Annotated in this window: 7 protein-coding genes and 1 pseudogene; 2 read left to right on the top strand and 6 right to left on the bottom strand. The window is 65.6% G+C overall.

The window, feature by feature from the left end:
- Positions 1 to 777: histidine kinase dimerization/phospho-acceptor domain-containing protein (locus tag ABS88_RS24615; RefSeq protein ID WP_286750884.1), on the bottom strand; the 777-nt coding region annotated here is incomplete at its 3' end.
- Between the two features lie 160 nt (positions 778 to 937).
- On the opposite strand from ABS88_RS24615, the gene ABS88_RS24610 reads away from it, so the two are divergent.
- Together ABS88_RS24610 and ABS88_RS24605 are read left to right on the top strand one after the other, a co-directional pair.
- Positions 938 to 1,351 carry a hypothetical protein gene (locus ABS88_RS24610; protein ID WP_186403075.1) on the top strand — a complete coding sequence of 138 codons (414 nt, stop codon included), beginning with the start codon at positions 938 to 940 and terminating at the stop codon, positions 1,349 to 1,351.
- 57 nt (positions 1,352 to 1,408) lie between these two features.
- The gene (locus tag ABS88_RS24605; RefSeq protein WP_062766667.1) at positions 1,409 to 2,410 is read left to right on the top strand and encodes a fumarylacetoacetate hydrolase family protein; all 1,002 of its coding nucleotides are present in this window, start codon (positions 1,409 to 1,411) and stop codon (positions 2,408 to 2,410) included.
- A 73-nt stretch (positions 2,411 to 2,483) separates the two neighbouring features.
- Here the strand turns inward: ABS88_RS24605 and ABS88_RS24600 are convergent, their stop codons facing one another.
- The 5 genes and pseudogenes from ABS88_RS24600 to ABS88_RS24580 all read right to left on the bottom strand — a co-directional run.
- Positions 2,484 to 3,530: a type II secretion system F family protein gene (locus ABS88_RS24600; RefSeq protein ID WP_003044570.1), complete on the bottom strand. Its 1,047-nt coding sequence runs from the start codon at positions 3,528 to 3,530 to the stop codon at positions 2,484 to 2,486.
- A 13-nt stretch (positions 3,531 to 3,543) separates the two neighbouring features.
- Positions 3,544 to 4,513: pseudogene (locus tag ABS88_RS24595) on the bottom strand (type II secretion system F family protein).
- A gap of 69 nt (positions 4,514 to 4,582) precedes the next feature.
- Complete coding sequence (locus tag ABS88_RS24590; protein WP_286750883.1) at positions 4,583 to 5,851, bottom strand: pilus assembly protein CpaE; 1,269 nt, start codon at positions 5,849 to 5,851, stop codon at positions 4,583 to 4,585.
- A complete protein-coding gene (locus ABS88_RS24585) occupies positions 5,848 to 6,495 on the bottom strand; it encodes a CpaD family pilus assembly protein (protein WP_040590037.1) in 648 nt (215 codons plus the stop codon). The genes ABS88_RS24590 and ABS88_RS24585 overlap by 4 nt, the downstream gene beginning before the upstream one ends.
- 23 nt (positions 6,496 to 6,518) lie before the next feature.
- Positions 6,519 to 6,827, bottom strand: a 309-nt coding sequence (locus ABS88_RS24580; protein ID WP_502686190.1) for a secretin GspD/PilQ domain-containing protein, incomplete at its 5' end; no start/stop codon positions are given.

Below are 6,827 nucleotides of genomic sequence, written 5' to 3'. Positions count from 1 at the left end.
ATCGACCGGGGTGGTCGGGCGGCGGAAGCGATCGGCTTCGACGCGCGAGATCGATAGCAGGTCGATGACGAGCTGCTGCATCCGCCGCGCCTCGCGCTCGATGATCGCGAGGAAACGGTTGCGCGTCGGGGCGTCGGCCTCGTCGTTCATGTCCTGCAATGTCTCGACATAGCCCAGGATCGCGGCAAGCGGCGTGCGCAGTTCGTGACTGGCGTTGGCGACGAAATCGGACCGCATGCGGTCGGCGGCATCGATCGCCGAGCGGTCGGACAGAAAGATGATGCGGCCGCCGTGCGACAGTGTCGCGATCCGCATTGTCCAGCGCTGGCCGGGCCGCGGATAGTCGGCGAGATCGACGGTCATCGCGCCCGTGTCGACGTCGCCAGCCGACAGCCATTCGGCCGCCACCGGATGGCGGATCGCGGTGCGGATGTCGGCGCCGACGATGTGGCGTCCGAGCAGGCGGACCGCTGCATCGTTGGCGATGGCGACGACATTGTCGATTACCCCCAGCACCGGTTCGCGCTCCTGATCGGCCCAGCGGGTGAAATCGGGATGGCGCAGCAGCAGCGGCGGTTCGGCGGGGACCGGAGAGGCGGCGACAGGCTGCGTCGCGGCGGGCGGCGGCTGTGCGCCATAAACAAGGACAGCGCCGAGCGCCCCTGCGAGTGCCAGGATCGCGATCGAGGCGAGGTCGCCGCCGACAAGCGCCGCGAAAATCGCCGCGACGGCGACAAGCGTCAGCGCCGCAACCAGGCTGGACAGGCGGTCGAACATCGACGCTGCGCCTCGCACGAAGCGGCGCGGCGCGCAAGGCGCTTCGCGGGGCGGTGCATCGGGTTACCATCGCGGCGCAGCCTGTCCCAAAGCGGGAAGGGCGCGGGAGGCGGCCGGTCTTTTGCTTTTCCTAGAGGCTTCACTGGTTTAATGCGCGGCCATGGAAAACAGCGACATCCCGAACGAAGCGCCCGCGACCGGCGACGAAGCCGTTCCCTCGCGGCGCAAGATGCTCGCGCTCGGCGCGGTCGGCGTGTCGGCGGCGCTGACCATCCGCCCCGCCTTTGCACAGACCGCGGTATCGGTGATGAACTGCCAGATTCCGGTGCCCGACGCATCGGCCGCCGGCCGCTATATCGACGCGGCGGGCAAGCTAGTTCCGCCGGGGACCCAGGGGGCGTTTCCGGGCGCGCCGCGGCCGTTCACCGGCGAGGAAGTCAAGCGCGCCTTTCGCGGCCAGACGCTGCCAGGCACCAGCTACAACCAGTCGCAGGCCTATCTGCAATATATCCGGCGCTTGCAGGCGGGGCAGAGCGGCTTTACCTGTTTCGCATCCATCCAGATGCCGCGCTGATCGTCGCTCCCCCCTTTGCGATGATGGTTCGCCGGCATCGCAGACAAAGGGACAGATGTGAAACTAGCTTCGCTGAAAGCCGGGCGCGACGGCCGGCTCGTCGTCGTTTCGGACGACCTCGCCTGGTATGCCGATGCGACCCATATCGCGCCGACGCTGCAGGCGGCGCTTGACGACTGGGCGGAAACGGCGCCGCGGCTGAAGGCGCTTGCCGAGGACATCAATCACGAGGCGATCCCGCGCGAGCGCTTTCACGAGCGCGACGCCGCTTCGCCGCTGCCGCGCGCCTATCAATGGGCCGATGGCAGCGCCTATGTGAACCATGTCGCGCTGGTGCGGCAGGCGCGCGGCGCCGAAATGCCCGAAAGTTTCTGGCACGATCCGCTGATGTATCAGGGCGGCAGCGATGCCTTTCTGGCGCCGCGCGATCCGATCCCGCTCGGCGATCCGGCGTGGGGCTGCGACATGGAGGCCGAGGTGGTGGTCGTCACCGGCGACGTGCCGATGGGCGTCGATGCCGAAACGGCGCGGAGCCACATTCTGCTCGTCGGCCTGACCAACGACGTGTCGCTGCGCGGGCTGATCCCCGGCGAACTGGCCAAAGGCTTCGGCTTTTTCCAGTCGAAGCCGTCGAGTGCGATGTCGCCGGTGTTCGTTACACCCGACGCGCTCGGCGATCGGTGGCAGGACGGCAAGCTGCACGGCACGCTGTGCGTCGACCTCAACGGCCAGCCGCTCGGCCGCGCCGATGCCGGCGTCGACATGACCTTCGACTTCGGCCAGCTGATCGCCCATGCCGCGAAAACGCGCGACCTGCGCGCGGGGACGATCATCGGATCGGGGACGGTGTCGAACCGCGACGCCGATGGCGGACCCGGCAAACCGATCGGCGAGGGCGGGCTCGGCTACAGCTGCCTTGCCGAGGTGCGGACGGTCGAGACGATCCGCGACGGCGAGGCGAAAACGCCCTTCATGCAGGCAGGCGATACGGTGCGGATCTGGATGGACGACGAGCGCCACCACAGCATCTTCGGAGCGATCGAACAGACGGTCGCCTGACGCGCCGGCGGCAAAAAAGAAGGGGCGGGAATGATCCCGCCCCTTTTTTGTTGGGTTTGCGATGCGGCGTTCGTCAGGGCTTGCCGCCGCCGAGACTGCCGCCCGACATTGCATCGCTGAGCGAGCAGGCCGCCGGGCCCAGGATAACGATGAACAGCACCGGCAGGATGAACAGGATCAGCGGTACCGTCATGATCGCGGGCAGGCGCGCGGCCTTTTCTTCGGCGCGCATCATGCGTTCGTTGCGGAATTCCGCCGACAGGACCCGCAGCGCGCTGGCAAGCGGCGTCCCGTATTTCTCGGTCTGGATCATGGTGGTGACCACGCCCTTCACCGATTCGAGGTTCACGCGATACGCCAGATTTTCGAACGCTTGCCGCCGTTCGGTCAGGAAGCCGAGTTCGATCGAGGTCAGCGCGAATTCCTCGCCCAGTTCGGGATAGGCACGGCCGAGTTCCTTCGACACGCGGGAAAAGGCCGAGTCGACGGTCAGACCCGCTTCGGCGCAGATGACCAGCAGGTCGAGCGCGTCGGGAAGGCCTTTGCGGATCGCGTCGGTGCGCTTTTGCCGCTTGTTCTGGATGAACAGGTCGGGCGCCTTGTAACCGAGGATGAGCATGGCCATCGTCGCGCCCGAACGCTTGAACGGCGTCAGGTCGGGCCACATGTCGACCCAATAGATGAGCAATGCCGCGATACCGCCGAAGACGATCGGCAGGACGAGGCGGCCGAAAATGACCGCGACGGCCAGATCCTTCGACCGGATGCCGGCCTGCGCCAGCTTTTGCTGCACTTCCTTGATCTGGCTGTCCTGCAGCACCTGCAGCTTGCCGAGGAAGGTGCGCATCTTGTCGGCGGTATGGTTCTTGCGGACGAGGCGCGCGCGGCGCTTGGCGGTCGAGGCGGTGATCCCCGCCTTCAGCTGTTCGCGGCGATCGTTGAGCGCCTTCACGCGCTTCGCCATCGGGTCGCGAACGGTCAGCGCGCCGTAAATGGCCACCATGACCGCGAAGATGCCGACCGCAACGAGCATGGTCGAGGCCCAGACGACGTCGACGCCCAATAGCGTCGGGCCGGGCTGCGCTCCGGAGAAGGCGGTGAGGAGGAGGGTGCTGTTCATGCTGCGTCCTTCCTCAGATTTCGAACGAGATCATGCGCGACATGATGAAGGCGCCGATGCTCATCCACACCAGACCGCCCAGGCCAGCGACGATCAGCCGCTGTTCGAAGAAGAAGCCCTGAAGATAGCCGGGGTTCATCGACCAGACGACGCCGAAGACGAAGAACGGCAGGGCGCCGACGATATAGGCCGAAGCCTTGGCTTCCGAAGACATCGCCTTGATCTTCAGCTTCATCTGCGCGCGCTTGCGCAGCACGTCCGACAGATTGGCCAGCGTTTCGGCAAGATTGCCGCCCGTTTCGCGCTGGATCGCAATGGTGATGCAGAAGAACTGGAATTCGGGCGTGCCCAGCATTTCTGCCGATTCCTGCAACGCCTGTTCCATCGTGTTGCCGATGCGGATGCGTTCGACGATCCCGCGAAACTCCTCGCCGACGGGGCCGGGCAGTTCCTGGCTCACCACCTGAAAGGTTTCGGTCACGGGAAGCCCCGATTTCAGGCCGCGAACGAGCAGGTCGATCGCGTCGGGAAAACGCGCATTGAATTTGAGGACGCGCTTTTTGATGATCCGCCCGACCACCATATGCGGAAGTCACCCCGGCGAGCAGCCCGAACATCAGCGCCAGCATGAAAGGCGCACGCACGGACAGCATGCCGCCCGCAACGACGACGAACAATGCCATCGACGCGAACATATATTTGCTGAGCGTCCAGCCCTTGCCGGTCCGGCGAAGGCGCAGTTCCATCAATTCGCGCCGCGGCATCAGGCTGCTGATGCTGGTGTTGCCGCTATTGCCAGCGGCTGCGATCGTCTTGCGCATCTGGGCCGCGACGACCGCCTCGGTCGAAGCCGCGTGGCGATCCTTCACCGACGACAGGCGGCGGGTCTTGGCCTTGCCGGCAGAAGGTCCGGCAAAAGCCAGCGCCAGCATGCCGACCGCCAGCAACGCGGCGCCGAATGTTAGGATGATTGGCAGGTTCATGATCGCCCTTTGCCCCGTTCCCGCTGTGGTCGCGGCGGGGGCCGGCCTGCGCCAGCCCCCGTCACGTGCTTATTTCGCGCCTTTTTTGACGAGCGTACCCAGACCGCCCAGCTTGCCGAGCAGCGAGCTGCCCGATTTTGCTTTCGCCGGTGCCACCTCTTCGGCTTCGGCATCGGCCCCGTCTAGGATGACGCGCGTCAGATTGGCCCAGACCTGGCCGGCCTTGGTTCCCTTGCACACCTCGGCATAGGATTTGCCGAGCTTGGCCGCTTGCGCGACAAGCTTGGGGTCGAAGGGGACCACGATATCGATCGCGCGCTCGATCGACGATTCGAACTCCTTGCGCGACAATTCGCCGATCGTGGTCTGGAACTTGTTCGCGACGAGCACGACGCGCGCGCCCGGCACATTCTGCTTGAACCACGACAGGAGACGGATCGTATCGCGCGCTGAAGCCAGCGTGACGTCGGTGACGAGCAGGATCGTCCCGCATTCCGACACGAGGTGCGGGAAGGGGATGAGAACCTGACGCGGAATATCGACGATCGTCATCTCGAACGCGTTCCGCAGCTCTTCCTCGAGCTGATAGAAGGCCGAACCGTCGGTCATCACCGGCTGGTGGATCGGCGCTTCGGCCGACAGCAGGCTGAGCTTGTCCGAGGCGCGCACCATGGCGCGTTCGATGAACAGCCCGTCGATACGGCTGGGATTGTCGATCGCGTCGATCAGCCCGCGGCCGGGTTCGAGATCGAGCGTCAGCGCACCGGTGCCGAAATGCACGTCGAGGTCGAGCAGCGCGGTCTGGCGGTCGGCCTGTTCGCTGATCGCCCAGGCGAGCGAGGTCGACACCATCGAGGCGCCGACGCCGCCGCGCACGCCGACGACCGCCATCATGTGGTGCGGCTTGTCGTCATGCATGTCGGCATGCTTGGGGGCCGAAAGGATCGCCTGCGCATTGGTCAGCGCGTCGCGGACCTGATCGAGCGACAGCGGTTTCAGGAGGTAATCCTGAATGCCGCTCGACAAGAGATCGCGATAGAGGCGAACGTCGTTGACCTGGCCCGCCGCGATGACGACGGTGCCGGGTTCGCAGACCTCGGCCAGCGCGTTGATGTCGTTGATCGGATCGCCCGACTCGGACATGTCGACGAACAGGATATTCGGGCTCGCAGAGACCGACAGCGACTGCACCGCGTTGCGCAGGCCTCCCTTGTTGCACTTCTCGATGGGCCAGCCCATGTCGGCGGCGGCGACGCGGATCAGCTCCAGCGTATCGTCGTCGCACACAAAGGCGTTGAACGGGTCACGCAGCCCGGCTGCTTTGAAAGGCGCGTTCACTGGCTTCCTCCGCTGTTGCTGGTCGCCTGTCCGCGCAGGTCGCCTGCGCCCGTCGGCGGTTTGTCGCGATAGGTCTTGATCGCTCGGGTCGCGGTCGTCGGATCATTGTCGCGCTCGCTGGTGCCCTTGATCAGATCGTTGGGATCGGCGACCATCGCGGCCAGATTGCTGTTCGTCGCGCAGCCATAGTTGGCCGAGGTCGCGTTGTTGACGTTGATCGCCGAACGGCTCGACCAGTTGGGGCAGCTCGGCACCGAAGCCGAAGCGCGCGTCACGATCACGCGAACATAGCCCGGCGCGACCGCGCCCGTCGTCACCGGCACATCGCCGCTGAGCAGCAGGCCGCGGCGTTCGACCATCTCGCGGATCGTTTCCTTCGCGCCGCTGCTGCCATAGGCCGACGGGTCCTCGATCGCGATACGGTCGCCGTAACGGACGTTCATGGCATCGAGCCAGCCCTGCAGACGGCCTTGCTCGCTGGGGGCGAGGTCACCGCCTGCCGCCGCGACGTCGAACTGGTAGATATCGTTACGCACGACCGGCTGATGCACCGATTCAAGGCTGCGATTGCTGTTCGCGGCGCCTGCGCAGCCGGCGAGAGTGGTTGCCAGCGCCAGGACGGTCCAAGTTGCGATTTTCTTCATCACGTTGCTCCTGTTTGCCAGCATCACTTCTTGAGGTTGAAGCCGGGCGCCGCATCGGGCGAACCCGCGCGCGGCCGGTCGGCATCGTTCACCGAGGTGTCGAGGCGCGGTTTGGGACGATCGCCGCCCGTCACGCCATCGGTCTGCTGATTGAGCAGCAGACGCTGAAGGTCGCTTGCGTCCTGATAGCCATCGGTCGGCAGCTTGATCTCGTTCGCCGACACCGGCTTGACGAGATAGGGCGTAACCACGATCACCAGTTCGGTTTCGCCGCGGCGGAAGCTGTCCGATTTGAACAGCATGCCCAGGATCGGCACGTCGCCGAGGCCCGG

This window comes from Sphingopyxis sp. SCN 67-31 (assembly GCF_001725095.1).
Note: the sequence above shows the minus strand (reverse complement) of the source record. Positions and strands in the feature narration are given on the sequence as shown.

What these genes read in the sequence shown, in the direction of transcription:
- ABS88_RS24600 (WP_003044570.1), bottom strand. Translation starts at nt 3,530, where the DNA reads ATGAACAGCACCCTCCTCCTCACCGCCTTCTCCGGAGCGCAGCCCGGC.
- ABS88_RS24585 (WP_040590037.1), bottom strand. Translation starts at nt 6,495, where the DNA reads ATGAAGAAAATCGCAACTTGGACCGTCCTGGCGCTGGCAACCACTCTC.
- ABS88_RS24610 (WP_186403075.1), top strand. Translation starts at nt 938, where the DNA reads ATGGAAAACAGCGACATCCCGAACGAAGCGCCCGCGACCGGCGACGAA.